Below are 26,097 nucleotides of genomic sequence, written 5' to 3'. Positions count from 1 at the left end.
GAGGCGCGGTCAGCCGTCGTTGAGGGAAGACTCCAGCGCCTCCGGTCGGCCGGTGGCCTGGCGGTACACGCGGACAGTCTCGGCGGCGATCCTGGTCGTGCTGTACCTGGCCTCGACCCGGTCTGTGGCGGCGATGCCGTAGGCGTCGCGGCGGGCGTCGTCGGAGAGCAGGGGCCGCAGCGCGCGGGCCAGCGCCCGTGGGTCGTCCGGTGGCACGAGGAGACCCGTGACGCCGTCCACGACGATGTCCGTCGCCCCGCCGACGTTCGCGGCCACCACCGGCACGCCGCACGCCATGGCCTCCAGCGGTGTCACGGCGGCGCAGTCCGACCCGGCGCAGACCACCACGTCGGCGGACCTCAGCAACGCGGGCATCGCCACCTGCGGCACGCGGCCGACCAGCCGGACCCGGTCGCCGACGCCCGACGCGCGCGAGTGCTCCCGCAGCCGGCGCACCTCCTCCGCCCGACCGCCCACGACCACCAGCTCCGTCTCCCACACCGACCGCAACGCCGTGATCACGTCCTCGGCCCCGACCACCGGCGAGACCAGCCGGTGCCGCAACGGCCGGTTCAACCGCGGCCCGTCCGGCTTGAACCGCTCGACGTCCACCCCGGGAGGCACGACGGCCAGCCGCGCTCGCGGCACACCCATGTGCACCAAGTGCGCCTTCTCGTCCGTGCACAGCGCCACGACCCGGCTCGCCTCGCGCCCGATCAGCCGCTCGGTGGACAGCCGCGCCTCCGGCACGCCCTCGTCGCCCGCCTGCTGGGCCACCACGCCCAACGAGTGGAACGTCTGCACCACCGGCACGTCGAGACCGTTGGCCGCCAGCACCGACGCCACGCCCGACGTCCAGTAGTGGGCGTGCACGACGTCCGGCGGGTCGGCCCGCCACTGCGAGCGCAGGAACCGGGTGAACTCGTCCAGGTGAGGCAACAACTCGTCCGGGTGAACCGGGCTCGGCGGCCCCGCGGTCACGTGCACCACGTCGTAACCGAGCCGGGTGCGCACCACGTCGGGCGGTCGAGGGGAGTCACGTCGGGTGTGCACGACGACCTCGTGCCCGTCCGCGACCAGTGCCGCCGAGAGATCGGCGACGTGGACGTCCTGACCGCCCTCCTCGGCATCGCCGAGCACGGGCAACGGGTTCGCGTGCGCCGAGACGACCGCGATTCTCATGGGGTTCCTCCAGCCGATAAAACGGCTCGCGCCAGTCCAAGGCTGTCGTCTCAACCCGGATCGCACGCTACAAGCAACCACCGACCCCTGCCACTCAGCGCGACCACGTCCGGGTGGTGGCGGGGCTGCCGGTGATGTTGACGGTGACGTTTGACGGTGATGTCGAAGGTGATGTCGACGGTGGTGCGGTTGGCGGCGTGGTTGGCGGGTATGGCACAGGACGACCGACCGACAGAGGAGGGGCCATGGCCACCGGGGAGACCGGATTCGACGACGTCAGCTACGACCTGATCTCCGTGCAGTACCACGCGCTCAAGGCGGGCCACGACTACGGCCAGTACGTCCGGGACGCGGAGAACGCGGGCAAGCAGGAGATCGCCACCTTCTTCCGCCGCGTCATGGAGGAGGACTCGGCGCGCGCCAAGCAGTGCCACGAGTTCCTCAAGGAGTTGGCCGCGAGCGGTGACGCGGGTCCGGCCCTGACCTGAGCCGGAACCGGACGGAGTTGATGCGGGCCGGCGTTGATGCGGGCCGGAGTTGACGTGTGGCCGGAGTTGATGTGGGGCCAGGGTTGATGTGAGGCCAGGGTTGATCGCTGCCGGGCTGAGCCGGCGGGTAGTAGGTTCCGCGCCATGCGGGTAGTCGTGCTGTCGGACACCCACGCGCCCCGGCGGTGGAAGTCCTGTCCCCCGGAAGTGGCGAAACACCTGCGCCACGCGGATGTCATCCTGCACGCCGGTGACGTCTGCGTGGCGTCGGTGTTGGACGAGTTGGCGCAGTACGCGCCGGTGATAGCGGTGTGCGGCAACAACGACGGGCCGGACGTGGTCGAGTGGGGCGCGCCCGAGACGGTGGAGGTCGAGCTCGCCGGGCTGCGCGTGGCGATGATCCACGACAGCGGCCAGGCGACCGGACGGGTTGCCCGAATGCGCCGCCGGTTCCCGGAGGCGGACCTGGTGGTGTTCGGCCACTCCCACATTCCGATGGATGTCACCGGTGAGGGTGGTGCCGGTGCCGGTGCCGGTGCCGGTGGCGGGGGCGGTGGCGGGGGCGGGGGTGGTGCGGGTGGTTTGCGGGTGTTCAACCCGGGTTCACCGACGGACCGCCGCCGTCAGCCGCACGGGACGATCGGGTTGCTCGACATCGAGGACGGGGAGTTGGTGTCGGCGCGGATCGTGCCGGTGACGTGAGGTGACGTGACGTGACGTGAGGTGAGGTGAGGTGGGGGGCGACGGGTGCCGGGTCGGTGGGGGTGGGCCGGTGGGGTCGGGTTGGGTGGGTGGCGGTTGGGTTGGGCGGTTGGGTTGGGCGGGGCGGTGGTGGTCTCGTTCGGCTCGATTTGACATGGGGCCCTTACGGGCACCCCAGGCAGGCCAAAGCCGGGCAGGCCTGGCGGGAAGAGCGTCCGCCAAGCCTGCCCGGCTTCGACCAGCCTATGGCACCCGAACCCATGTCAAATCGGGCCTCGGTGGGGATGCTGCGGGCCCGTTGTGGGTGGGTGGGGTCGGGTGGTCTCGGTGCGGGTGTGCGGGTCCGTTGTGGGCGGGCGGGGTCTGGTGGTTTCGGTGGGCGGGTGGTGGATCACTCGGTTGGGCGAAGAGTGGAACCTGGGACAACCCGAATCGCATGTCTTCCGTTAGCCGGATAAAACGGCGGCCCGGCGGCGGACAGGTGTGGCGAGGGTGGAAGAGGGTGGAAGAGGGTGGAAGGGGGGGTGGGGAGGGGCGGAGGTGCGGTGTGGTGGTGGGTGGTGGCGGGGGTCGGGGTTAGTGGAGGTTGATCCAGTAGCGCCGGACGGCACCGAGGTCGGTGGGGTGGGTGCCGTCGTAGATGCCGCCGTTGCGCTCGATCGTCTTGGCCGACGCGGTGTTGGTGTCTTCGCAGACCAGTAGCACGCGGTGCAGGGTGAGGGAGCGGGCCTCGTCCAGCATGCGGCCCAGGGCCCAGGTGGCCAGGCCCCGTCGGCGCGCGGAGGGGCGGATGCCGTAGCCGATGTGGCCGAAGGTCCGCACGTGGTCGTCAGGGGTGAGCCGGAGTGCGATGCCGCCGAGCACGTGGCCGTCCTCGACGATCCACCGGCACACCGAGCCGGGCCCGTCGGCCATGCGCGCGACCCAGGTGGCGAATCCTTCAGGCGAATCGACCTCGTCGGACGGGAGCAGGCCGAAGCCGTCCTCGTGGACGCCCGGGCCCCAGTCGTCGCGTGCCGCCAACCAGGCGTCGTGGAGGCGGGTGATCGGCGCGATCAGGTCCGGCACGGCCCGAGCTTCCTCAAGATCCGGTCCGGGCGATGAGCATTCCGCCCGGGACTTCGTCGTCGGGGCCGATGAGGACCTGCGCCTCGATGGTGAAGCCCGCGTCACGCAGCCAGCCGGCCACTCGCTCGACCGGGCGGCGGTGGACGTGGACGGACATCGGGTGGCCGCCGTAGCCCTCGGTCTTGAGGCGGGCGCGGTCGCCTACGTGGAAGCCGAGCATGACGACGCCGCCCGGCCGCAGCACGCGGTGGAAGTGGGTCAGGACCGCGGGGATCTCGCGGTCCGGGACGTGGATGATCGAGTAGAACGCCAGCACGCCGCCGACGGAGTCGTCGGCCAGGTCGAGGTCGGTCATGGAGCCGACGTGGAAGCGCAGGTCGGGGTGGCGCCGGCCGGCGAGCTCGACCATCCGGGGTGAGAGGTCGACGCCGAACACGTCCAGGCCGAGGCCGTGGAGGTGGGACGTGATCAGGCCCGGTCCGCAGCCGATGTCGGCGACCGGGCCGCCGACCTCGCGGGCGGCCTCGGCGAACATCGCCAGGACGCCCCGCAGCAGCGGGGTCTTCGCCAACGCCTCGCCCGCGATGTCGAGGTAGCTCTCGGCCACCGTGTCGTAGGAAACCCTGGTGTCGGTCAGCCAGTCGTCTGCGCTCACCGCGGTGACGTTAGCGGCGGCGGTTCGGGGGCCGGGTCAGGGGAGGAGCTTGTACGGGGGCTCCAGCCGGGGGTCGCTCCACCGCAGCGCGCCGGCGCAGGGCGCGGAGTCCAGCCGGCGGACGGTCAGGGTGAGCTCGCGCAGCGGCTGCCACACGTCGATGTCCAGCTCGATGGTGGGGTTCTCGGCGGTCAGCGTCCCGCTCGTGCGGTCGCCGGCGACGACGGTCCACTCCACGCGGCTGTCGGGGCAGTCGGCGTGCTCGTGGACGAGCGTGCCGGTGACGGCCGTGATGTCCTCACGCCCGGGTTCCCACGTCGTGGTGACGGCGCCTCCACCGGACAACGGCCACCGGTAGGACGACGTGTCGGAGCAGTTCTTCATCCCGGCCTCGTCGAAGGCGCACGGGTGGTCGAACGAGTCCTGCGCGGGGACGTCGCCGCCGACGTGGGTCATCGAGACGGGCGCGGCCCAGATCGCCGTCGCGAGGCTCACCCACGCGAACACCACCCAGGCGGCGAACTTCACCCCGCGCCTCCCCACGACCCGCGCCGTGGCCAGTGTCGGGCAGCGGAGCCGGCCGGGGCAAGCGTCACAGGGGGCGGTTTTGCCCGTGGCGGGCGGCTCGGTGAAGATGGCCCCGATGCGAGACGACCTCCACGTCCGGGAGCTGGCTGCGGTGAGTTGCGGTACCTCGGTCGATCGCGTGGCCGCCCCGTGACCGGGGTCGGGTTGGGGACCATCGCCCGCGAGTGGGGGCGGATCGGGTGCGTCGGGTTCGGCGGGCCGCCCGCGCACATCGCGTTGCTGCGGGACCTGTGCGTGACCCGCCGGGGGTGGCTGTCCGATCGCGAGTTCGAGGACGGCATCGCGGTCACCAACCTGTTGCCCGGGCCCGCTTCCACGCAGCTCGCGATCCTCTGCGCGTGGCGGCTGCGCGGCGCGGCGGGCGCGGTGGTCGGCGGGGTCTGCTTCATCGTGCCGGGGTTGGTGTTGATCCTGGCGCTGGCCGTGCTGTTCCTGGCCGACAACGCCCCCGCGTGGGTCACGGGGGCGGCGGCGGGCGCGGGGGCGGCGGTGCCGGCGGTGGCGCTGCACGCGGCGTGGGGCCTGATCCCGGGCAGCTACCGGCGGGTCGGCTCGGCGTCGGCGGCACGGGTGCGCTGGGCGGCGTACCTGGTGGTGGGCGCGGTGGCGGCGGCGGTGACCGGGCCGTGGTTGGTGCTCGTGCTGGTCGCCGCCGGGTTGGTGGAGATCGCGGTGCGGACGCCGCCGGGCCGGGGCGCGAACTGGCCCGTGGTCCTGGCCCTGCCCGCCGCCGGGGGCGGGCTGGGCGCGTTGACGTGGGTGGCGGCCAAGGTCGGCGCGCTGTCGTACGGCGGCGGTTTCGTGATCATCCCGTTGATGCGGCAGGACGCCGTGCACACGTACGGGTGGATGACCGACGCGCAGTTCCTCAACGCGGTGGCGCTCGGGCAGATCACCCCGGGACCGGTCGTGCAGACGGTCGCGGTCGTCGGCTACGCCGCCGCCGGGCTGGGCGGCGGGCTGCTGGCCGCGTTCGTGGCGTTCGCGCCGTCGTTCGTGATGGTCATCGCGGGCGGTCCGAGGCTGCAACGGCTGCGGGACGACGACCGGGCCCAGGCGTTCCTCACCGGCGCGGGCGCGGCGGCCATCGGCGCGATCGCGGGCTCCACCGTGCCGCTGGCCTGGTCGCTGCACGAGCCGTGGCAGTTCGTCCTGCTCGGCCTCGCCGTGCTGTGGCTGCTGGCGCTGCGCCGGGGCGTGGTGAGCGCCCTGGTCGCCGCCGGCGTCGTCGGCGCCCTGATCCCGCTGTTCTGAAGCGGGCCGGGGCGCCGACGACCGGACCTCAGTCCATGGCCGCGCGCAACGACGCGGGCCGCATGTCGGTCCACACCTTGTCGACGTGCGCCGAGCACTCGTCCTTGGTGCCCTTGGTGCCCTCGAACCGCCACCCGGCGGGCACGTCGTGGTGCGCGGGCCACAACGAGTACTGGCCCTCGTCGTTGACCAGGACCTGGTACGTGATGTCGTCCCTCATACCTCGTTCTCCTCCTGTGTTCTCGCATACCCGCGCAGTGTCGGGCTGACTGTGACGAAAACCGTGATGACGAAGATGCCCGCCGCGCACACCACTACGGCGGCGCCGGCCGACAGCGCCTCGGTCAGCACGCCGCCGACGAGCGGACCGGCCGCGCCCGCGCCGCCCACGACGACACCCATCACCCCGCTGAGCCGTCCGCGCAGCTCGTCGGGGGTGAGCAGCAGTTGGTGGGTGCTGATCGTGGTGTTGGCGGTCGGCGCGAGGAAGCTCATCAGGGCGAACAGCACCCCGATCAGGTAAGCCGACTCGACCGCCAATGCGCACGGCACCAGCAGGGTCAGCACCCAGAACACCGACGCGATCGACCGGTGCGGCCCGAGCACGCGGTGCAGCCACGGCGCGGCCAGGGCGCCGAGCACGCCGCCGACGCCGAGCATCGCCGCCATCACGCCGATCTCGCCGAACGACGCGCCCCGGTCGCGCACCAGCACGAGTACGACCACGTAGAACGCGGTGAAGAACAGGTTCAGCACCACCGCGCACAGCGCCGTCACCCGGATCTCCCGCCGGCCCCACACCCACCGCAGGCCCTCGCCGATCGACCGCAGCAGGTGCGGGTGCGACCCGACCGGCGCGGACGGCGGCACCCGCAGGAACAGCAGCGCCACGAACGCCACCACGTGCGTGGCCAGGTCCACCAGGAACGGCAGCCAGCGGGTCACCGCGAACAGCGCGCCGCCCAGCGCCGTCCCCGCCATCTGCCCCAACGACGACCGCGCGCTGTTCATCGCCACGGCCGTCGCCAGCTGCGACTCCGGCACGAGCCGCGGCAGGCACGCGTCCTCGGCGGGCTCGAACAACGCCCGGCACACGCCGAGCACCGCGGCGACCGCCATGACGTGCGGGATCGTGACCGCGTCGACCCACATCGCCACCACGAGCCCGCCCAGGGCGACCACCTGGGCGGCCTCGCAGCACAGCATGATCCGGCGGCGGTCCCACCGGTCGACCAGCGCGCCGGCCGGCAGCCCGACCAGCAGCTGCGCGGTGGCGTCCACGGTCAGCACGAGACCGGACAGCACCGGCGACTCGGTCAGGAACAGCACCAGCAGCGGCAGGGCCAGCATCGACGCGCTGAACCCCACCTCGGCCAGCGCCTGACCGCCCCACAGCAGCGTGTAGTTCCGGTTGCGCGCCAGGGACGTCGTCACAGCGCACCCCGGCAGTCCGCGGCGATCGCCCGCAACGCGGCGGCGAAGTCGGCGGCCACCGCGCCGATCTCCGCGCCCGAGTGCGCCGACGGGTGGTAGTACCAGGTGAAGCCCAGCGTCCGGCCCGCCTCGCCGACCACGTCGAGCACGTGGTCGGCGGTGTCGGACGGGTCGTGGTCCGCGCCGACGGAGGGCCGCACGGCCCGGTAGAGGCCGCTCGACCGGTCCGAGCCGCCGTCGAACTGGCCCAGGTAGTTGAACGACACCGCGGGCCGCCCGCCGTCGGGCACCAGGCCGTGCTGCCGCAGCGGCCCGTACCCGAACCCGTTGCCCGGCACGGCCCGCAGCTGCCGCCGCACCGCCTTGACCCGGTCGCGCCAGCTGCCGTCCGGCACCTCCAGCGACACCGGGAACACCGCGGTGAACCAACCGACGGTCCGCGACAGGTCCACGTCCAGCACGTCCTCGCGCCCGTGACCCTCCAGGTCCACCGCGACCCGCGACGATCCCGTCCACCGGGACAACGCCCACGCCAACGCGGCCAGCAGCACGTCGTTGATCCGCGTGCGGTAGGCGGCGGGCGCGCCGCGCAGCAACGCGTCCGTGTCCTCCTCGGACAGCTCCACGGTCACCGCCTCGGGCGGCCCGGACGGCGCCGGGAACGGCGGGAACGACCGGGTCCAGTGCTCGACCTCGTCGGCCAGCCCGCCGCCGAGCACGTGGGCCTCCAGCCGCCGCGACCACTCCTGGTACGAGGTGGTCTTGGCGCCGAGGTCCTCGCCCCGGTAGGCGGTCTCCAGGTCGTCCAGCAGGATCCGCCACGACACCCCGTCGACCACGAGGTGGTGGGCCACCAGCAGCAGCAGCGGTTGGTCGGCCCGGAACAGCACCGCCCGGAACAACGGACCGGTGGCCAGGTCGAACGAGGCGTGGACCTCGTCCGCGACCTCCTCCAGCTCCGCCACCCCGTCCACGACGGTCAGCACGTCCACGTCGCCCACGTCGTCGTTGTGCTGCCGCCACACCCCGTCGACCGAGGTGAACCGCAGCCGCAGCGCGTCGTGGTGCGCCATCAGCACGCCCAACGCCCGCCGCAACGCCGCCACGTCCACCGCCGGGTCCAGCTCCACCAGGTGCGACTGGTTGAAGTGGTGCGGGTTGCGCCGCCCGGACGTCAGGAACCAGTGCTGGATCGGCGTCAGCGGCACGTCGCCCACCACCGGCGCCCGGTCGGCCGACGACGCGACCTCCACCGCGACGTGCGGGGCGAGCGCCGCCACGGTCTGGTGCACGAACAGGTCACGGGTGGCGAACCGGTAGCCGGCCTGCCGCGCCCTCGCCACCACCTGCATGCTCAGGATCGAGTCGCCGCCCAGCGCGAAGAAGTTGTCCTGCGCGCCCACCTTCGGCACGCCGAGCACGTCTGCCCAGACGGCGGCCAGCGCCTCCTCCACCGGCCCGGCCGGCGCGACGTACCCGGCGCCGAGGAGCGCGCCGAAGTCCGGCTCGGGCAGCCTCGCCCGGTCCACCTTGCCGTTGGGGCTGATCGGCAGCGCGTCCACCGGCACGAACACCGACGGCACGAGGTAGTCCGGCAGCGACTCGCCCAGGAACTCCCGGACCTCCTCCACCCGGGACGACCGCGCGGCCTCGCCCACGACGTACGCGACGAGCCGCTTGTGGCCCCGCGCGTCCGCCCTGGCCACGACGACCGCCTCGCGGACGTCCGGGTGCCGCAGCAGGGCCGTCTCGATCTCGCCGAGCTCGATGCGGAACCCGCGGATCTTCACCTGCTCGTCGGCCCGGCCCACGAACTCCAGCACGCCGCGCCCGGTCCACCGCACCACGTCGCCCGTGCGGTACATGCGGGACCCCGCCGGAGAATCGGACTCGGCGGCGTACGGGTTCGCCAGGAACCGCGACGCGGTCAGCCCCGGCCGGTCCAGGTACCCGCGCGCCAACCCGACGCCGGACACGTACAGCTCGCCGGCCACCCCGATCGGAACCGGCCGCAGCTCGCCGTCCAGCACGTGCACGCGCGTGCCGGGGATCGGCCGGCCGATCGGCGGCACGCCGCCGGGCTCCAGCGGCCCGCTCCACGACGTGACCACGGTGGACTCGGTCGGACCGTAGGCGTTGATCATCCGGCGGCCGGGGGCCCACCTGCGCACCAGGTCCGCCGAGCACGCGTCGCCGCCCACCACCAGCGTGCGGAACGTCGGCAGCGGCACGTCCGGCACGGTGGCCAGCGCGACCGGCGGGATCAGCGCGTGGGTCACGCCGAACGTCTGGATCACTTCGGCCAGCTGGTCGCCCAGCAGCGGTCCGGGCGGCGGCACCACGAGTGCCGCGCCGGCGGGCAGGGCCATGCACAGCTCCAGCACCGACGCGTCGAAGCTGGGGGAGGAGAACTCCAGCACCCGGTCGCCCGGCGTGACCTGGAAGTGCTCGATCTCGGCCGCCGCGAACGTGGCCAGGCCGGCGTGCGACACCACCACGCCCTTCGGTCGCCCGGTCGACCCGGACGTGTAGATCACGTACGCCGGGTGCTCCGGCCGCACCGCCACACCGGGGTCGGTGTCGGGCTGACCGGACACGTCGAGCGGACCGTCCAGCACCACCAGCGGCCGGGCGTCGTCGAGCATGAACGCGATCCGCTCGGCCGGGTACTCCGGGTCGACGGGCAGGAACGCGGCGCCGGCCTTGAGCACCGCCAGCTCCGCCACCAGCAGGTCGACCGAGCGGGGCAGCCGCAGCGCGACGATCCGCTCCGGGCCCGCGCCGAGCCCGATCAGGTGGTGCGCCAACCGGTTCGCGCGGGCGTTCAGCTCGGCGTAGGTCACGTCGGCCGCACCCGTCAGCGCCAACGCGTCGGGCGTGCGCGCGACCTGCGCCTCGACCAGCTCCACGAAGCCGGGCCCGTCGACGGCGGGCCCGGTCGAGCCCCACGCCGCCAGCAGCTCCCGCTCGGCCGGCGGCAGCACCGGCAGCGCCCACAGCGGGCGGTCGGGGTCGGCCGCGATGCCGGCCAGCAGCACGCCGAGGTGCTCGACCAGCCGCTCGACCGTGCCCGCGTCGAACAGGTCGGTGTTGTACTCGACCGACCCGTGCAGCCCGCCGTCGGGCGCCTCGGTGAACTCCACCGTCACGTCGAAGCTGCTGCTCACCGTGGGCTGCTCGACGTCCTCCGCGTCGAGCCCGGGGAAGCCCGCCGCCTGCGGCGCGTTCTGCAACGCCACCACGGCCTGGAACAGCGGCGTGCGGCTGGTGTCGCGGTCGGGCCGCACCGCGTCCACGACCCGCTCGAACGGCACGTCCTGGTGCGCGAACGCGTCCAGCACGGTCTCCCGCGTGCGGGCCAGGAACTGCGGGAACGTCGCAGTCGGCTCGACCCGCGCCCGCAGCGTCACCGTGTTGACGAAGAACCCGACCAGGTCCTGCGTCTCCGGCAGGTCGCGACCGGACGCCACCGTGCCGACCGCGAAGTCGTCCTGCCCGGACCACCGGTGGAACAGCACCTCACAGGCGGCCACCAGCGCCATGAACAACGTGCCGTCCACGGCCCGCGCCAGCTCCCGCAGCCGGTCCGCGACCTCCGCCGGCACCGCGAACCCGGTCTGCGCGCCCGCCGTCGTCTGCACGGGCGGCCGCGGCCGGTCCGTCGGCAGCTCCAGGGCGGGCACGCCGGCCAGCTGGTCGCGCCAGTAGTCCAGCTGCGCGTCCAGCGGCCGTGCCCGTTGCCAGGCGGCGAAATCGGCGTACCGGACGGGCAGCGGCGGCAGCTCCTCGCCGCCGTACAGCGCGGCCAGGTCGGACATCAGCACGCCACCGGACCAGCCGTCGGTGACGATGTGGTGCATCGTCAGCGCCAGCACGTGGTCCTCCGGTCCGCGGCGCACCAGCGCCGGCCGGAACAACGGCCCCTCGGCCAGGTCGAACGGCTCGGGCGCGGGCATCTCGTCCACCACCGGCAGCGTGACGTCCGCCGGCCGCACCACGGCGACCGGCAGGCCGTCCACCGCCGGGAACGTGGTCCGCAGCGACTCGTGCCGCTCGACCAGCGCCCTCAACGCCCGCTCCAGCCGCGGCACGTCCAGCGCGCCGCGCAGCCGCACGGCCAGCGGCGTCACGTACTCGGTGCCGCCGGGCTGGAACTGGTCCAGGAACCACAACCGCTGCTGCGCGAACGACAGCGGCCCGTCACCGTCGACGCGGGTGATCTCGCGGCCGGTCGACGCGGACCCGGACAGCCGGGCCGCCAGCGCCGCCACGGTCGGGTGGTCGAACAGGTCGCGCGGCGAGACGTCGAAGGACGACCGCAGCCGCGACACCACCCGGATGCTGGAGATCGAGTCGCCGCCGAGGGTGAAGAAGTTGTCCTCCGCGCCCACCTCGGCCAGGCCGAGCACGTCGGCCCACACGTCCGCGACCAGCCGCTCGGCCCCGGTGCGCGGCGCGACGAACCCGCCCGCCGCCGACGCCTCCCGCTCCGGCGCGGGCAGCGCGGCCCGGTCCAGCTTGCCGTTGGCGTTGAGCGGCAACCGCTCCAGCGCCACGTAGGCGGTCGGCACCATGTAGTCCGGCAACGACCGCTCGACGTGCTCGCGCAACCCAACGGCCGCGGCCGTGCCGGCGGGCACGTAGTAGGCGACCAGCCGGTCGTCCCGCACGATCACCGCGACCTGCGCCACGGCCTCGTGCGCGGCCAGCACCGCCTCGATCTCGCCCAGCTCGATGCGGAACCCGCGGATCTTCACCTGCTGGTCCGCGCGCCCGAAGTACTCCAGCCGGCCGTCGACCCACCGGGCCAGGTCGCCGGTGCGGTACATGCGCGTGCCAGGAGGGCCGAACGGGTCGGCGGGGAACCGCTGCGCGGTCAGGCCCGGCCGGTCGAGGTAGCCGCGCGCCACTCCCGGACCGGCCACGAACATCTCGCCGACCACGCCGGGGGCGACGGGCTGCAACTCGTCGTCGAGCACGTAGACGCGCAGGTCGGGGATGGGCACGCCGATCGAGCCGTCCGCGTGCGTCCAGGTGACGTGCACGGTGGTCTCGGTGATCCCGTACATGTTGACCAACGCGCCCGAGCCGCGCCACGCGGACACCTTGCGCAGGTCCAGCGCCTCACCGCCGAAGATCACGTACCGGACGTCGAGGTCGGGCGCTTCCTCCAGCAGCTGGTAGAACGCCGACGGCGTCTGGTTGAGCACGGTCACGCCCTCGTCGGCCACCAGCCGGGCGAAGTCGCGCGGCGACCGCGACACCTCGTACGGCACGACGACGAGCCGGCCGCCGTGCAGGAGCGGTCCCCACAGCTCCCAGACGGAGAAGTCGAAGGCGTAGCTGTGGAACAACGTCCACACGTCGTCGGGTCCGAAGCCGAACCAGTGGTCGGTCTCGGAGAACAACCTGACCACGTTCGAGTGCGGGATCACGACGCCCTTGGGCCTGCCGGTCGAGCCGGACGTGTAGATCACGTACGCGGCGTTGTCCGGTCGCAGCGGGACGTCCGGGGCGTCGGTCGGCAGCCCGGACAGGTCGGGCAGCCCGTCCAGGGTCACCGCCGGCCGGGCGTCGGAGATCATGGACGCGATCCGGTCGGCCGGGTACGACACGTCCAGCGGCAGGTAGGCCGCACCGGACTTCAGCACGCCCAGCACCGCGACCACGAGGTCGAGCGAGCGCGGGAAGCGCAGCGCCACCAGTGATTCCGGGCCCGCGCCGGCCGCGACGAGGTGGTGCGCCAACCGGTTGGACCGCTCGTCCAGCTCCCGGTAGGTCAGGCTCGCGCCGCCGCACGTCACCGCCGGCGCGTCCGGCGTGCGCGCCGCCTGCGCGGCGAACAGCGACGGGATGGTGTCCTCGACCACCGCGCCGGACGAGGTGCCGTTCCACGACACCAGCACCTGGTCGCGCTCGTCGTCGGACAGCCACGGCAGCTCGAACACCCGCCGCCGCGGGTCCGCGCCGATCGCGTCGAGCAGCCGGGCCAGCCGGTCGCCGAGCGCGGTGATCGTGCCGGCGTCGAACAGCCGGGGGTCGTAGGTCAGCTCCACGTGCAGGGAGTCGTCCACGTACGCCCGCACGGTCAGCGGGAACGACGTGGTGTCCAGGCTGTCCACCTCGCCGATGCCCGGCGCGCCGTCCGGCGAGTCCTTCTCGACCGGGTAGTTCTCGAACGCGAGCAGGCTGTCGAACAGGCGCGTGCCCGCCCACCCCTGCACCTGCGCGAGCGACACGTGCTCGTGCCGGCGGGACTCGGCCTGCGAGTCCTGCAACCGCCGCAGCCAGGTCACCACGTCGGCGTCGGGCTCCACCGACACCCTGGTCGGCACGGTGTTGATGAACATGCCGACGATCGACTCGACGCCGGGCAGCTCCGCGGGACGGCCGGACACCGTGCTGCCGAACACCACGTCCCGCCGGCCCGAGGTGCGGGCCAGCAGCACCGCCCACGCGCCCTGGACCAGCGTGTTCACCGTGAGGCCGTGCGTGCGGGCGACCGCGTCCAGCCGGTCGGCGGGCAGGTCCAGCACGACCTGCGCGGACGACTCGGCGCGGTGCGCCTCGGTCGGCCGCCGGTCGAACGGCAGGGCGGTGGGCTCCTCGAAGCCGGCCAGCACGCCGCGCCAGTACGACTCGACGGCCGACTGGTCGACCTCGGCGAGCCACGCCAGGTAGTCGCGGAACGGCCGCCGCGCCGGGGCCGTGCCGCCCGCGTACTCGGTGAGCACCTCGCCGAACACCTGCGCGGTGCTCCAGCCGTCGAGCAGCAGGTGGTGCGAGGTCCACAACAGGTCGATCGCGGTGTCCGACGACCGCCCGACCACCAGCCGCATCAACGGCGCCGCGGTCAGGTCGATGCCCGCCGCCGCGTCGGCCGCGACCACCTCGTCGGTCACGTCGGCGTAGGTCACCGGCACGGTCACGCCGCGCCGCACCACCTGCACCGGCTCGTCCAGCCCTTCCCACACCACCTCGGTGCGCAGGACGGGCGTGCGGTCGACCACGCGTTGCCACGCCTCGGCGAACCGCCGCGGATCGTCCACTCCGGACAGTCGCACGCGCAGCTGGTTCACGTACGCCGTGCCGTCGTCCACCAAGCCGTGGAACAGCATGCCCGCCTGCAACGGGGTCAGCGGGTAGACGTCCTCCACGTCCCGGTCGACGATCCGGTCCACCTGCTCGGCGGTGAGCTTCGCGAGCGGGAAGTCCGACGGCGTGCGGCCCCACGCGTCCGGCCCGGCGCAGTGCGCGACGATCCCGCGCAGCGCGTCGACCATCCGGTCGGCCAGCGCCCGCACCGCGGCCTCGTCGTGCGCCTCGGTGGAGTACTCCCAGTCCAGCACCAGCTCCCCGGACGACACCGCGGCGCTGATGTCGAGCAGGTGCGGGCGCACGGCGTCGTCCGGCACCTCGCGGCCGTGGTCGAGGTCGTCGAGCTCGGCGTCGTACTGGCCCAGGTAGTTGAAGCACACGCGCGGCAGCGGGCCGGTCACGCCCCGGTCCCAGTACTTCAGGGCCTCGTAGCTCAACCCCTTGTCGGGCACGGCGCGCAGCTGCTCCTTCACCGACTTGAGGGCCGCGCCCCAGTCCCCGTCCGGCAGTTCCAGCGCCACCGGGAACTCGGCGGTGAACCAGCCGACCGTGCGGGACAGGTCGACGCCGTCGAACAGCTCCTCCCGGCCGTGGCCCTCCAGCGTCACCAGCGCCCGCCCGGCGAACGCCGAGGCCAGCGCGGTGAGCAGCACGTCGTTGACCTGCGTGCGGTAGGCGTCGGGCACGGTGTGCAGCAGCGCGTCCGTCTCGGCCTTGCCCAGCCGCACCGACACGCTGCGCGCGGTGCCCGCCGAGGTCGGCACGGGCTCCTCCACCGGCACGTCGGCCCAGTGCGGCAGGGCGGCGTCGAACCGGCCCTCGCGCACGTGCCGGTCCAGCCGGTGCGCCCACTCGGTGAACGCCGTGCTCTTCGGTCCCAGGTCGCCGCCGTTCAGCGCGGTGCCCAGGTCCTCCAGCAGGATCCGCCACGACACCGCGTCGACCACCAGGTGGTGCGCGGTGACGAACAGCCTGCCGTCGTCGAACAGCACCGCGCGCAGCAGCGGGCCGTGCCGCAGGTCGAGGCCGGTGCGGGCGAGGTGGGCCTCGGCGGCGAGGTCGCCCGAGGCGAGGCGGAACACCTCGGCGGGCTCCACGTCCGCCACCTCCTGCCGCCACTCGCCGTCGACCTGCGTGAACCGCAGCCGCAGCGCGTCGTGGTGGGCGACGACGGCCCGCACGGCGGCCCGCACCGCGGCCGGCTCGACGTCGCCGAGCTCCACCACGACCGACATGGTGAAGTGCGCCAACGGCCCCTGCTCGGCGAAGAACCAGCGCTGGACCGGGGTGAGCGGCACGGGCCCGGTGACGGTCTCGTGCGTCGGCCCCGTGTCGTCGGTGACGGCGAGCGCGAGGTCCGCGACGGTCTGCCGGAGGAAGACGTCCTTGGACGTCAGCTTCAGCCCGGCCTGCCGGGCCCGGGACACGACCTGCATGCTCAGGATCGAGTCGCCGCCCAGGGCGAAGAAGTTGTCCCGCGCGCCGACCCGGTCGACGCCGAGCACGTCGGCCCAGATCTCGGCGAGCGTGGCCGCGACACCCGGTGCGGGGGCCACGTACCCGGTCTCGGTGAACGTCGGCGCGGGCAGCGCCCGCCGGTCCACCTTGCCCGCGGGCGTCATCGGCAGCGCGTCCAGCGCCACGAACGCCGACGGGACCAGGTAGTCCGGCAGCCGCTGCTTGAGCCAGCCGGCCAGGTCGGTGGCCGTGCCCGCGGTGTAGGCGACGAGCCGCTGGTGGCCGTTGTGCTCGCGCGCCACCACCGCGGCCTGCGCCACGTCCGGGTGGTGCAGCAGCGCCGCCTCGACCTCGCCCGGCTCGACCCGGAAGCCGCGGATCTTCACCTGGTCGTCGGTGCGGCCCAGGTATTCGAGGGCGGCTTCCGCCCCGTCCCCGGTGGGGACCCACCGCACCTTGTCCCCGGTGCGGTACATCCGCGCGCCGGGCCCGCCGAACGGGTCGGCCAGGAACCGCTGGGCGGTCAGGCCCGGCCGGTCGTGGTAGCCGCGGGCCACCTGCGCACCGCCGAGGTAGAGCTCACCGGGCACGCCGACCGGCACCGGGCGCAGGTCCTCGTCCAGCACGTGGGCGACCAGGTTGAGCAGCGGGCGGCCGATCAGCGCGCGGTCCCCGGTGACGACGGTGGCCACCGAGTCGACCGCCACCTCGGTGGGGCCGTAGTAGTTGTGCGCGGTGGTGCGCGACGTGGCCAGCGTCCGCCACAGCGCGTGCGGCAGCGCCTCGCCGCCGAGCATCACGGTCGCCGGCACGTGGTCGCCGTCGAGCAACCCGGCCGGGATGAGCTGCTGCACGTACGACGGGGTCAGGTCGAGGAAGTCCACGCGGTGCTCGCGGACGTACTCCACCAGGGCGGCCGGTTCGAGCCGGACGTCGTCGGTGATCACGTGCAGCTCGTGGCCCGCCGCCATGAGCAGCGGCCCTTCCCACGACGTGTCGAAGGAGAACACGGCGGTCACCGCGACCCGCGTGGGTTCGGCGGCGAGCACCCGGTGGTGGTCGTGCACCAGGTTGGTCAGCTGCCGGTGCTCGACCACGACGCCCTTGGGCACGCCGGTCGAGCCGGACGTGTAGATCACGTAGGCGGCTTGGTCCGGCCGCACGACCACGTCCGGGCGCGTGGCGGGGTAGCCGGCGAGGTCGGGCGCCTCGTCCAGCACGAGCGCCGGGCGCGCGTCGCGCAGCAGGAAGTCGACCCGGTCGCGCGGCAGGTCCCGGTCCACCGGCAGGTACACCGCGCCCGCCTTGTGCACGGCCAGGATCGCCACCACCGAGTCGGCCGACCGCGGCAGCGACACCGCGACCACCCGCTCCGGACCCGCGCCCGCGGCCAGCAGGTGGTGCGCGAGCCGGTTGGCCCGCGCGTCGACCTCGGCGAAGGTGAGGCGGGTGTCGCCGCACACCAGCGCGCCGGCGTCGGGCGTGCGCCGCGCCTGCTCCTCGAACACGGCGGCGAACGTGGTGTCGGGGACGTCGAGCCGCGCGCCGTGCCCGTCGGGCTCGTCGCCGAGCAGCAGCGGCAGCTCGCCCACCGGGCGGTCCGGCGCGGCCGTGACGCCCTCCAGCAGCACCAGCAGGTGCCGCGTCATCCGGTCGACCGTCTCCGCGTCGAACAGGTCGGTGCTGTACTCGACCGCGCCGCGCAGCTCGCCGTCGACCTCGCCGAACTCGACGGTGAGGTCGCACGTCGAGGTCACCAGCGGCAGCTGGAGGTCCTCCACCCGCAGGCCGGGCAGCTCGGGCGCGTCGGCGCCGAAGTTCTGCATCAGCACCATGACGTCGAACAGGGCGTTGCGGCTGGGGTCGCGGTCCGGGCGGACGGCGTCCACCACCCGCTCGAACGGCACGTCCTGGTGCGCGAAACCGTCCCGCACGGTGGCCCGCACGTCGGCCAGGACCTCCGTGAACGACCGCCGCGGGTCCACGGTGGACCGCAGCACGACGGTGTTGACGAACAGGCCGACCACGTCGTCCAGCTCGGCCCGACCGCGACCGGAGACCGCCGTGCCGACCGCGATGTCGTCCTGCCCGGTGTAGCGGGCCAGCAGCACCTTCGTGGCCGCCAGCAGCGCGGTGAACAGGGTGTCGCCGTGCTCGGCCGCCAACGCCTTCACGGCCTTCGCGACCGGCGTGGGCACGGTGAACCCGTGCATCGCGCCGGTGGTGCCGCGCACCGCCGCCCGCGGCCGGTCGGTCGGCAGCTCCAGCGGCTGGACGCCGGCCAGGCGCCCGGCCCAGTGGTCGACCGCGGGCTCGGGCAGCCAGGCCGTGTAGTCCACGTACTGCACGGCGAGCGGCGGCAGCTCCTCGCCCGCGTAGAGCGCGCCGAGGTCGCGGGCCAGCACCCCGGTGGACCAGCCGTCGGTGACGATGTGGTGCAGCGTCAGCACGAGTACGTGGTCCTCGGGCGCCACCCGCACGAGCCGGGTCCGGAACAGCGGCCCCTCGCGCAGGTCGAACGGCGTGCCGACCTCGTCGAGCAGCACCGCCTCCCAGTCGGAGTCCTCGACCGCGAGCGGCACCTGGAACGGCTCGTGCACGAGCTGCACGCCGTCGTCGAACGTCGTGCGCAGCGACTCGTGCCGGGCCACCAGGCCGTCGAGGGCACGCCGCAGCGCGTCCGGGTCGAGCGGTCCGCGCAGGCGCAGCGCGGTGGGCGTGACGTACTCCGTGCTGCCCGCCTCGAACTGGTCCAGGAACCACAACCGCCGCTGCGCGGGCGACTGCGGGTGGACGAGCGGGGGGTGGACGCCATCGCGCGGGATCACCGGGATGGCGTCCACCGCACCCTGACCGGACCCCGCCCCGGAGCTGATGGCGGAGGCGAGGCCGGACACCGTGGGGTGGTCGAACACCGCGCGCGGCGACAGCTGCACGCCGAACGCCGCGCGCAACCGCGAGGTCACGCGGATGCTGAGGATCGAGTCGCCGCCGAGGCGGAAGAAGTCGTCCAGCGCGCCGACCCGGTCCAGCCCGAGCACGTCGGCCATCACGTCGGCCACGACGCGTTCGGCGTCGGTGCGCGGCGCGACGAACCCGCCGGCCAGGTCCGGCTCGGGCAGGGCCTTCCGGTCCACCTTGCCGCTGGGCGTCAGCGGCAGCTCCGCCAGCACGACGACGGCCGACGGCACCAGGTAGTCGGGCAGCGCGCGGGCCAGCGCGTCGCGCGGGTCGGTCTCCGGCGCGCCGGTCACGTACCCGATCAGCCGGTTGTCGCGGACGACCACGGCCGACTCCCGCACACCGGGCACGTCCAGCAGCGCCGCCTCGACCTCGCCGGGCTCGATCCGGAAGCCGCGGATCTTGACCTGGTCGTCGGCCCGGCCCAGGTATTCAAGGAGTGCCGGCTGTGTCTCATCGTCGGCTCCGCCGATGGCTAACCACCGCACCCGGTCACCGGTGCGGTACATGCGCGCGCCGGCCGGGCCGAACGGGTCGGCGAGGAACCGCTGGGCGGTCAGGCCCGGTCGGTCCAGGTAGCCGCGCGCCACCTGCGGGCCGCCCAGGTACAGCTCGCCGGGCACGCCCGGCGGCACCGGCCGCAGGTCCGCGTCCAGCACGTACGCCGACAGGTTGGCCAGCGGTCGCCCGATGACCGGGCGGTCGCCGACCACCGGCGTCGCCACCGAGTCGACCGCGACCTCGGTGGGGCCGTACTGGTTGAAGCCCGCCACCGGCGAGGCGGCGATCTCCCGCCACAGCGCCGCGTCCACCGCCTCGCCGCCCAGCATGATCACCCGCAACCCGGACTCCAGCAGCCCGGCCTGCACCAGCTGCCGCGCGTAGGACGGGGTGAGGTCGACGGTGCCGATGCCGTGCTCGGCGACGTACCGGACCAGCGCGGGCGGGTCGAGCCGCAGCTCCTCGTCGATCACGTGCAGCTCGTTGCCCGCCGCGAGGAACAGCAGGCCCTCCCACGACGTGTCGAACGAGAACGTCGCGGTGACCGCGAACCGGGTCGGCTCGCCCATCAGGGCCGCTTCGTTGGCGTAGTACAGGTTCGCCAGTTGCCGGTGCTCGACCACGACGCCCTTGGGCGTGCCCGTCGACCCGGACGTGTAGATCAGGTAGGCGGCCTGCTCGGGGCGCAACGCCACGGCCGGCGGTGCGTCCGGCAGCCCGGCCAGGTCGGGCACGGCGTCCAGCACCAACGCGGGGTCCGCGTCGCGCAGCAGGAAGTCGATCCGCTCGGCGGGCAGCCGCGGGTCGACCGGCAGGTACACCGCGCCCGCCTTGAGCACGGCGAGCACGGCCACCACCAGGTCGGCCGAGCGCGGCAGCACGACCGCGACCGTGCGCTCCGGCCCCGCGCCGCGCGCGAGCAGGTGGTGCGCCAGCCGGTTCACCCGGGCGTCCAGCTCGGCGAACGTGAACGCCGTGCGCGAGCCCGTGCGGTCCTGGAAGACCAGCGCCGTCGCGTCCGGCGTCCGGCGGGCCTGCTCGGCGAACACCTCCGGGTACAGCGCCGCGGGCGTGTCCAGCGCGGTCCGGTTCCACTCCACCAGCACCTGGCGCCGTTCGGCGTCGGTCAGCCAGGGCAGGTCGGCGATCCTGGTGGTCGGGTCGGCCGCGATCGCCCGGACCAGCTCGCGCAGCCACCCGGCCAGCCGTTCGGCGGTGGCGGCGTCGAACAGCTCGGGGTCGTAGGCCAGGTCCAGGGTGAGCCGGTCGGTCAGGGACGCGCTCACCGTCAACGGCACCGTGGTGTTGTCGACCGCGTCGATCTCGACCACGCGCGGCCCGTCGCCGTCCCGTTCGAACGGGTAGTTCTCGAACACCACCACGGAGTCGAACAGCCTCGTCCCGGCCCACTGCTGGATCTCGGCCAACGACGTGTGCTCGAACCGCCGCGACTCGCTCTGCGCCGCCTGCAGCTCGCGCAGCCACGCGCCCACCTCGGCCGCGCCGTCCACGACCGCCCTGGTCGGCACGGTGTTGATCAGCATGCCGACCATGGACTCGACGCCGGCCAGCTCGGCCGGGCGGCCGGACACCGTGCTGCCGAACACCACGTCCGCCTCACCGGAGGCACGGGCCAGCAGCAGCGCCCACGCGCCCTGCACCACCGTGTTCACGGTCAGTCCCGCCCGCTGCACGGCGTCGCCCAGGTCCAGCGAGAACCGCACCGCCGCGGACGCCTCCGAGCGGTGCGCCCGCGTGGGCGCGCGGTCGAACGGCAGCGGCGTCGGTCCGTCCACGTCGGACAGCACGGACCGCCAGTGCGCCTCGGCCGCGCCGCGGTCCTGCTCGGCCAGCCAGCGCAGGTAGTCCCGGAACGGCCGCCGCGCGGGCAGCCGGGCGGGCGTGCCGGTGACGATCGCCCGGTACTGCTCCAGCACCTCGCCGAACACCTGACCGGTGCTCCAGCCGTCCAGGATCACGTGGTGCGACGACCAGACCAGCTCGACCCGGTCGTCGCCCGACGGCGTGACCTCGACCCGCAGCAACGGCGCGACGCCCAGGTCGAACGGCGCGTCCACCGGCCCGCCCGGCAGCTCCACGTGCCGGTGGACGACCTGCACCGGCTCGGCCACCCCGTCCCACACCACGCTCGACCGCAGCACGGGCGTGCGGTCCACGACCCGCTGCCACGCCTGGCGCAGCGCGTCGGGGTCGCGCACGCCGTCGAGCACCAGCCGCATCCGGTCGACGTACGCGCCGGGCTCGACCAGGCTGTGGAACACCATGCCCGCCTGCAACGGCGTGAGCGGCAGGATGTCCTCCACGTCCGGCCCGGCCAGCGCGTCGACCTGCTCCTGCGTGAGCCGGGCCAGCGGGAAGTCCGACGGCGTGCGACCGCCGGCGCCGGGCCGCGCGCAGTGCGCCACGATCTCCCGCAGCGCCTCCAGGGTCCGCTCGGCCAGCCGCCGCACGGTCTCCTCGTCGTGCACGTGCTCGGAGTACTGCCAGCTCAGCTCCAGCTCGCCGCGCTCGACCAGGCCGGTCACCTCGATCAGGTGGGTGCGCGGTCGGTCGGCCGCCAGGTCCTCGCCGACCGCGTCGCGCCGGGCCCGGTAGAAACCGCCGTCGGCCACGTCGAACCGGCCGTGGTAGTTGAACGAGACCTGCGGCAGCTTCCCGCCGCCCAACGCCTCGAAGCTCAGCCCCCGGTGCGGCGCCGCGCGCAGCGACTCCTTGACCGACTTGAGCGTGCGATCCCAGTCGTCGCCGGGCTCCAGCACCACCGGGAACTGCGTGGTGAACCAGCCGATCGTGCGGTTGAGGTCCACGCCCGGCAGCAGCTCCTCGCGGCCGTGGCCCTCCAGCGCGACGCTCACCTCGTCCCGCCCGGTCCACTCGGCCAACGTCCGGCCGAGCGCGCTGAGCAGCACGTCGTTGACCTGCGTCCGGTACACCGGCGGCACGGCGGTCAGCACCGCGTCCGTGGTCGCCCGGTCCAGCCGCACCGACACCACGCGGGTCGACCCGGCCGTGTTCGCGCCGTCGCGGTCGACCGGCAGCGCCTCGGGCTCGGGCAGCGAGTCCCAGTGCTCCCGGGCGTCGTCCAACGCGCCGGACGCCACGTGCTCGGCCAGCCGGTGCGCCCACTGCGTGAACGACGTGCCGACGGGTTCCAGCGGCACGCCCCGGTAGGCCTGCTCCAGGTCGGCGAGCAGGATCCGCCACGACACGCCGTCCATCGCCAGGTGGTGCACGGTCAGCAGCAGCTTCGGCCGTGCGCCGGGGAAGAACACCGCCCGCAGCAACGGTCCCGCGACCAGGTCGAGGCCGCGTTGCGCCTCCCGTGCCGCGGCCTCCACGTCCGCGTCGACCTCGACCCGGAACACGTCGGCCTCGGTGTCCGCGACCTCCTGCACCCACCGCCCGTCGACCTCGCGGAACCGCAGCCGCAGCGCGTCGTGGTGCCCGACGACGGTCCGCACGGCGGCGCGCAACGCCTCCGCGTCCACCGCCGGCTCCAGCTCGACCAGCAGCGACATGGTGAAGTGCGCCAGCGGCCCGTACTCGGCGAAGAACCACCGCTGGATCGGGGTGAGCGGCGCGGGCCCGGTGAACACCGGTTCCGGCGCGGTCTGCACGGCCTGCGACACGACCAGCGCCAACTCGGCCACGGTCTGGTGCCGGAACACGTCGCGCGAGGTCAGGTGCAGCCCGGCCTGCCGCGCGCGGGACACCAGCTGGATGGACAGGATCGAGTCGCCGCCCACCGCGAAGAAGTTGTCCTCGACGCCGATCCGCTCCGCGCCGAGCACCTCGGCCCAGATCCGGGCCAGCTCGGCCTCCGCCGGGGTGCGCGGCGCGACGAACTCGCCGGCGGCGACCGCCTGCGGCGCGGGCAGCGCGGCCTTGTCCAGCTTGCCGTTGGGCGTCAGCGGCAGCCGGTCGAGCTCGACGAACGCCGACGGCACCTGGTAGTCCGGCAACGACTTCCGCAGGTGCGCGCGCAGGTCGACCGGCGCGGTGGTCACCACGTAGGCGACGAGCCGGGTGTGCCCGTCGTCCTCGCGGGCGACGACGACGGCCTCGGTGACGTCCGGGTGGGTGGAGATGGCGGCCTCCACCTCGCCCGGCTCGACCCGGAACCCGCGGATCTTGACCTGGTCGTCGGTCCGGCCCAGGAACTCCAGGACGTGCCCCCGCGCCTGGTCGTCGGCTCCGCCGACGGGAACCCACCGCACCCGGTCACCGGTGCGGTACATGCGCCCGCCTGGCCCGCCGAACGGGTCGGCCAGGAACCGCTGCGCGGTCAACCCCGGCCGGTCCAGGTAGCCGCGGGCGACCTGGCCGCCCGCGATGAACAACTCGCCCGGCACGCCCACCGGCACGGGCCGCAGGTCGTCGTCCAGCACGTGCGCGGTCACGTTGCCCAGCGGCGTGCCGATGACCGGCCGGTCGCCCGTGACGCGGCACGACACGGCGTCCACCGTGGTCTCGGTGGGGCCGTAGAAGTTGTGCGCCCGCAGCCCGGTGGCCACCAGGTCGCGCCACAGCGCCGAACCCAGCGCCTCGCCGCCGAGCACCAGCACCTTGGGCCCGTCCTCGGCGCTCAGCAGGCCGTCGGCCAGGAGTTGCCGGACGTAGGACGGCGGCAGGTCCAGCAGGTCGATCCGGTGCTCGCGGGCGTACCCGATCAACGCGTGGGCGTCCAGCCGCACGTCGTCGGTGAGCACGTGCAGCTCGTGGCCGTCGGCCATGAGCAGCACGCCCTCCCACGACGTGTCGAACGAGAACACCGCGCTGAGCGCCACGCGCATCCGGTCGCCGGTGAACGTCTCGCGGTGGTCGTGCAGCAGGTTCACCAGGTGCCGGTGCTCGACCACGACGCCCTTGGGCAGGCCGGTCGAGCCCGAGGTGTAGATGACGTACGCGGCGTTGTCGGGCCGCAGCGGCACGTCCGGCGGGGTGTCCGGCAGGCCGGAGGTGTCGACCGGCGCGTCGATCACCCGCACCGCGCCGGAGTCCTCCAGCAGGTGCGCGTACCGCGCCTCGGGCAGGCCGGGGTCGACCGGCAGGTACACCGCGCCCGCCTTGAGGATGCCCAGGAGCGCGACCACCCAGTCCAGCCCGCGCGGCAGCGCCAGCGCGACGATCTGCTCGGGCTCGACGCCGTCGGCGAGCAGGTGGCGCGCGAGCCGGTTGGCGCGGGCGTCCAGCTCGGCGAACGTGAGCGACTCCCCGTCGCACACCAGCGCGGTGGCCTCCGGCGTGCGGCGGGCCTGTGCCTCGAACAGCGCCGGGAACGTGGTGTCCGGCACCGCCCGCGCCGGCCCGCGGCCGTCCGGCTCGTCACCGAGCAGCATCGACAGCTCGGCCATCGGCCGGTACGGGTCGGCGGTGATCGCGCCCAGCAGGGCGAGCAGGTGCCGGGCCATCCGGTCGACCGTCCCGGCGTCGAACAGGTCGGTGCTGTACTCGACCGCGCCGTGCAGCCCCTCCGGCGTCTCGGTGAACTCGAAGGTCAGGTCGAAGTTCGACCACGCCCGGCCGAGCGGGTGCTCCTCGACGCGCAGGCCTGGTAGGTCCGGCAGGCCGCGGCCCACGTTCTGCAGCACCACCATCACGTCGAACAGCGGCGTGCGGCTGGGGTCGCGCGACGCGCCCACCGCCTCCACCACCCGGTCGAACGGCACGTCGTCGTGCGCGAACGCGTCCAGCGCCGTCCGGTTCGCCTCGGCCAGGAACTCGACGAACGACCGTGAGGTGTCCACAGTGGACCGCAGCACGACGGTGCCGACCAGGAAGCCCACCAGGCCCGCCAGCTCCGGCCGGTCGCGCCCGCTGGTGACCGTGCCGACCGCGACGTCGTCCTGGCCGGTGTAGCGGGCCAGCAGCAGCTGGCAGGCCGCCATCACGGCGGTGAACAGCGTGGTCTCGTGCACCCGGGCCAGTTCCGCCAGGTCGCCCGCCAGCCGGGCGGGCACGGTGAACTCGTGCGTCGCGCCCGCCGACGTGCGCTCCGCCGGCCGCGGCCGGTCGGTCGGCAGGTCCAGCGGCACGGCACCGGCCAGCCGGTCGACCCAGAACCCGGTGTCCACCGGCCGTCCACGCTGCCAGACGGCGTAGTCGGCGTACTGCAACCGGGGCTCGGGCAGGTCCTCGCCCCGGTACAGCGCGCCCAGCTCCTCGACCAGCACGCCGAGCGACCAGCCGTCCACGACGATGTGGTGCGAGGCCAGCAGCAGCACGTGCGAGTCGGCCGACCCGGTCAGCAGGGCGGCCCGGAACAGCGGGCCGCGCCGCAGGTCGAACGGCTCGTCCAGCACCTCGGCCAGGTCGTCGACGGCGACCAGGTCGACCTCGACGTCGTCGTGCACCACCTGCACGGGGCGCCCGTCGACCTGGTCGAACGTGGTGCGCAGCGACTCGTGCCTGCGCACCAGCGCGCGCACCGCGCCGGCCAGCCTCTCCCGGTCCAGCGGACCGGTCAGCCGCAGCGCGGTCGCGCTGGTGTACTCGGTGCCGCCGGGCTGGAAGCGGTCCAGGAACCACAGCCGCTGCTGGCCCGCCGACAGCGGCAGCGGCCGGTCCCGCGGCGCGGGTGGGATCACGTCGACCACCGGCGCGGCCCGGCCGGCGAGCCGAGCGCGGAGCTTCTCGCGGAGGTGCTCCGGCAACGCGGAGATGCGGTCGTTCTTGGACGTGGTCATG

The 26,097-nt window shown here is 73.9% G+C and carries 10 protein-coding genes; 3 read left to right on the top strand and 7 right to left on the bottom strand.

Annotated elements, in window-relative coordinates:
- Positions 1-9: 9 nt before the first annotated feature.
- Positions 10-1,182 carry a glycosyltransferase gene (locus AB0I91_RS33110; protein WP_498786634.1) on the bottom strand — a complete coding sequence of 391 codons (1,173 nt, stop codon included), beginning with the start codon at positions 1,180-1,182 and terminating at the stop codon, positions 10-12.
- A gap of 245 nt (positions 1,183-1,427) precedes the next feature.
- Here AB0I91_RS33110 and AB0I91_RS33105 point away from each other — a divergent pair, with 245 nt between their 5' ends.
- Both AB0I91_RS33105 and AB0I91_RS33100 read left to right on the top strand, forming a co-directional pair.
- Positions 1,428-1,670 carry an acyl carrier protein gene (locus tag AB0I91_RS33105; RefSeq protein ID WP_230568605.1) on the top strand — a complete coding sequence of 81 codons (243 nt, stop codon included), beginning with the start codon at positions 1,428-1,430 and terminating at the stop codon, positions 1,668-1,670.
- A gap of 144 nt (positions 1,671-1,814) precedes the next feature.
- On the top strand, positions 1,815-2,372 hold the full coding sequence (locus tag AB0I91_RS33100) for a metallophosphoesterase family protein (protein ID WP_499640481.1): 558 nt from the start codon (positions 1,815-1,817) through the stop codon (positions 2,370-2,372).
- Between the two features lie 576 nt (positions 2,373-2,948).
- Here the strand turns inward: AB0I91_RS33100 and AB0I91_RS33095 are convergent.
- From AB0I91_RS33095 to AB0I91_RS33085, 3 genes are read right to left on the bottom strand one after another with little or no spacing between them, the layout of a single operon-like run.
- On the bottom strand, positions 2,949-3,440 hold the full coding sequence (locus AB0I91_RS33095; protein WP_499640479.1) for a GNAT family N-acetyltransferase: 492 nt from the start codon (positions 3,438-3,440) through the stop codon (positions 2,949-2,951).
- Positions 3,441-3,453: 13 nt separating this feature from the next.
- Positions 3,454-4,095: a class I SAM-dependent methyltransferase gene (locus AB0I91_RS33090; RefSeq protein WP_499617835.1), complete on the bottom strand. Its 642-nt coding sequence runs from the start codon at positions 4,093-4,095 to the stop codon at positions 3,454-3,456.
- A gap of 36 nt (positions 4,096-4,131) precedes the next feature.
- Positions 4,132-4,623, bottom strand: coding sequence for a hypothetical protein (locus AB0I91_RS33085; RefSeq protein WP_499640477.1), 492 nt, complete (start codon positions 4,621-4,623; stop codon positions 4,132-4,134).
- A gap of 189 nt (positions 4,624-4,812) precedes the next feature.
- Here AB0I91_RS33085 and AB0I91_RS33080 point away from each other — a divergent pair, with 189 nt between their 5' ends.
- Positions 4,813-5,937 (top strand): chromate transporter, encoded by a 1,125-nt coding sequence (locus AB0I91_RS33080; RefSeq protein ID WP_499617833.1) that lies wholly within the window; start codon positions 4,813-4,815, stop codon positions 5,935-5,937.
- Between the two features lie 28 nt (positions 5,938-5,965).
- Here the strand turns inward: AB0I91_RS33080 and AB0I91_RS33075 are convergent, their stop codons facing one another.
- The 3 genes from AB0I91_RS33075 to AB0I91_RS33065 are packed head-to-tail and all read right to left on the bottom strand — an operon-like array spanning position 5,966 to position 26,096.
- On the bottom strand, positions 5,966-6,157 hold the full coding sequence (locus tag AB0I91_RS33075) for an MbtH family protein (RefSeq protein WP_230568599.1): 192 nt from the start codon (positions 6,155-6,157) through the stop codon (positions 5,966-5,968).
- The gene (locus tag AB0I91_RS33070) at positions 6,154-7,371 is read right to left on the bottom strand and encodes an MFS transporter (RefSeq protein WP_499617832.1); all 1,218 of its coding nucleotides are present in this window, start codon (positions 7,369-7,371) and stop codon (positions 6,154-6,156) included. The genes AB0I91_RS33075 and AB0I91_RS33070 overlap by 4 nt, the downstream gene beginning before the upstream one ends.
- Positions 7,368-26,096: a non-ribosomal peptide synthase/polyketide synthase gene (locus tag AB0I91_RS33065; RefSeq protein WP_499640475.1), complete on the bottom strand. Its 18,729-nt coding sequence runs from the start codon at positions 26,094-26,096 to the stop codon at positions 7,368-7,370. The genes AB0I91_RS33070 and AB0I91_RS33065 overlap by 4 nt, the downstream gene beginning before the upstream one ends.
- Position 26,097: the final 1 nt, after the last annotated feature.

Origin of the sequence: Actinosynnema sp. NPDC049800, assembly GCF_040656635.1 — a bacterium.
Taxonomy (GTDB): domain Bacteria; phylum Actinomycetota; class Actinomycetes; order Mycobacteriales; family Pseudonocardiaceae; genus Actinosynnema.
Note: the sequence above shows the minus strand (reverse complement) of the source record. Positions and strands in the feature narration are given on the sequence as shown.